The sequence below is a fragment of the Moorena sp. SIO4A5 genome, from assembly GCF_010672005.1.
Classification (GTDB): domain Bacteria; phylum Cyanobacteriota; class Cyanobacteriia; order Cyanobacteriales; family Coleofasciculaceae; genus Moorena.
In genome coordinates this window covers 1-3,229 of record NZ_JAAHHZ010000556.1, presented here as the reverse complement: position 1 = coordinate 3,229, position 3,229 = coordinate 1, and the positions used below count along the sequence as shown (strand labels likewise).

Here is a 3,229-nt window from a genome sequence, read left to right as displayed (position 1 = left end):
TCGAAGCAAACAGTTTAAATATTCGTACCCGTGCCGCTGGGGAATTGGGAATGATGCCCATAGACCTGGTTGTAGAAAAGATGGAGCAGGCAAATCGGAATCGGGAGAATTTTTAGACTCTAAAGGAAATAGGGAGTAGGGAGTAGCGATGCACCGCGTTTTGACTCGGTGCATCTTTTTGTTGTTAATCTATAACGAGGGCGATGCATCCCTTCTGCCTTCTGCCTTGCTGTTATGCATTAAAAATGCCTAACAGCTGATCACCACAGGTATGGGAGAGCCTATGTTTTTAGCAATTTTTCGGTTTCTAGAAGTCCTATAACTATTTATATTAAGTTTTGTGAAGCCACTCAACACTTCTGCTTCTCCATCCTCCCGATCTTGCCTCTTTTATCCCGATCTTAAGTTTTTTCCAACTTTTAAGTCAATCCTATTCCAGTTAAGAAGCTGCTTCCGTAAACATGATGATGTGTAATTCACGGATATCACCAATTTAAAATTTTTAAATTTCAGGTGAAATTTCAGTAATTATCTCTAGGCAAAAGCAGCTTAAATGAAGCAATCCTAGATTAGGACAATAACAATAGTTTAACTAGAAGAGTTAAAACCAGCGAAAAATTAGGGTGCGATCGCTTTAATCTGTTTTAGGCAAAGCTTAAAAGCGATGCAGTGGCCTCATGGGGGTTTAACCCATGAGCCACTGTATCAAGACAAGGTCTGCTCGCACAAAAAATAGCACTACTAATTAAGGAAAAAGCCGTGTTCTCACTAGGGAGATTTACTGACTAACTATGGGGGGTTATCACTTGCATAAAGCACAATCAATTGGGCACACACCGTGCGCCCATAAAGTTTATTTGTGTTTCAGTTTATTTGTGTTTTAATTCCTATCCTTTGAGTAATCTCTCGATACCGGATTTGTCTATAAAAACGTCTTTAGTTTAATTTCTCAATTCTCATTATTCATCGCGGCCAGTCATGAAATCTTTATTGAACTATCTCCAAGCGATCGCACCCGATTTGGGTTCAAAAAGCCTACCCTATCCTCTTTGGAAAATTTTTCCTTGCCAGTTTCCTGGCCATACACTGATTGGCAGTGTGATGTTAGTCAGTACGATCGCAGGTTACGCTACTCCAGTATGGGCTGATGCCCAACTCCAGTTGGTGAAAGTGGCTAATGATGCGGATGGTAATATCATTACGGAAGTTCCATCAGGACAAGAATTTATCTACACCATCCGGGTCTCCTGTAGTGGGGATGAGGACTGCCAGGATGTGGTGATTACTGACCAACTCCCTCCTGAGATTGATTGGTCTTCTAACAATGTCAGCATCCTTCCTGGACGTCCTGCTACTGTCAGCTATGACGAGGATACAGGACTGGCTACCGTTGAGTATAATTCACCCATTCCAGCAGGTTCCCCTGTCAACTTGGAGATTCGAGTCCAGTTTCCCCCCGGTACGACTGTAAACGATATAGAACCAACTAACCTAGCCGAAGGGACAAGTTCTAATACCGAGAATGCCACCTCCAATGCTCTAAACATTAACTCTGATATCGATTCAAACGCTGCGTTAAACAAGTGGACATTGGAGAAAAATCGGGTGATTCCTAGCAATGGTGATCCGGCTCTTGATTCACCAGTGACCTATGAGATTAAGCTTTGCCACGACCAGAATCTTGAGGGTGGTCTAAACCTAGAAAATGTCGTTGTTCAAGATACTCTTCCGGTTGGGTCAAGTTTTCTTAGTGCTACCAATGAGGGTACCCATAACTCAGGGGTTGTCACTTGGAATGTCGGTAACCTCAGTATTCAGAGTGGCAGAAATTGTTTCAACGCACAAGTCTCTGTTGAGTATCCTAGTGCTACCTTCAACACTAGTGGTGCCAATAGTACTGTGATTAACCCAGCTGCCGCAACAGGAGAACTGATTGATGGCACCCCGTTGAACTTAAATGGTGAGGCTGAACATGGTTTTGCAGACCCGAACTATCAAGGCACATTGAATTCTAAATCATTCTCGGGTCAGGTGGCTATTGGCAATGAATTTGAGTTTCGGCTTGACCCAAGAAATACCGGTAATGTACCGATTACTACTCTAACAGTCACTGACGACCTAGATCAAGTCAATGAGGATGGGATTAACCTCTTAGATCAGGTGCGAGTCACTAAAATTAGCACAGGCAGATACAACAATTACACCGGGGATGTGATTGTCCGCTACAAAACTAATCTCAACCCCTTGACAGCCGGTACCTCACACCCTCAGAACACCACCCTCACCATTGGGACGGACATCACCTTAGGAGCAGGGGAATACATTACAGGGGTTGAGTTCGAGTACACCAATGTACCGGTTTTCAAGCTACAGGAGGCAGTAATAGACCAAAACTGTTTGTAGAGGTTCAGCCTGACCGCGAGATTGGGGAGACGATCAAAAACTGTGCCCAACTGACTTGGACGCCCAATTCACCAACAGACCCCCTGGAACAGTGCCAAGAGACAGAAATCTCGGCATTACAAGCCATCGTAAATCCAAACAAAAGAGACGAAACTAGTAGTGGACCCTATGCTCCTGGTGACACCATAGAATTTCGGCTACAGTTTCGCAACGAGTCGAGCGCTACCGCAGATTATGTCAATCCCATTATTGCCGATTTACTGCCAGCAGGGCTTGAGTATGGGGGTGCCTGGAGGTTTACCAATGGGGGATCGAGTAGTTTGCCCGCTGACCCTCCCATCAACTTCGAGGCCATTCCAAACTACAACGGCACCGGTCGCACGTTGCTGCGTTGGGAAATTACAGGAACCCAAATACCAGAGAATAGGTGGCTGAGAATCTATGTCGATACAGTGGTTGAGCAGGGCGTGAGTACAGGTTCGTTGACTAATGAATTATTCATCATGTCCAACGATAGTGTGTTCGATTGCAACAATAATAACCGCAGAACTCAGGATACGGTTGATGTGGATGGGGATGGCATCACCGATGAGACGATTTGTCGCAGAACAGCAAACGTTGAAATAGCTGGCATCGCAACCCTCGATTCACAAAAGGTAGTTCAGGGTGAGGTCGATACCACTTTCTCCACTAGTGGCACCACGGTTCCGGGGGGACAGGTAGATTACCAGCTCACTATCACCAATCAAGGTACGGTGCCGATGACTAATATACTTGTAGTCGATATGTTGCCTGCCATCGGTGATACTCAAGTGCTCAATACTAG

Annotated in this window: 2 protein-coding genes and 1 pseudogene; all 3 read left to right on the top strand. The window is 44.9% G+C overall.

Annotated elements, in window-relative coordinates; all coding sequences use genetic code 11:
• Window positions 1-978 precede the first annotated feature (978 nt).
• Window positions 979-2,403, top strand: coding sequence for a DUF11 domain-containing protein (locus F6K57_RS40910; protein WP_075901870.1), 1,425 nt, complete (start codon window positions 979-981; stop codon window positions 2,401-2,403).
• A pseudogene (locus F6K57_RS42360) lies at window positions 2,394-2,672 on the top strand (hypothetical protein); the annotation flags it as partial. The gene F6K57_RS40910 and the pseudogene F6K57_RS42360, both read left to right, overlap by 10 nt.
• A gap of 51 nt (window positions 2,673-2,723) precedes the next feature.
• Window positions 2,724-3,229 (top strand): hypothetical protein (locus F6K57_RS40905; RefSeq protein WP_364306241.1); only part of this gene is annotated, 506 nt, incomplete at its 3' end.

Coding starts and splice junctions, on each gene's coding strand:
- F6K57_RS40910 (WP_075901870.1), top strand. CDS start 979: ATGAAATCTTTATTGAACTATCTCCAAGCGATCGCACCCGATTTGGGT.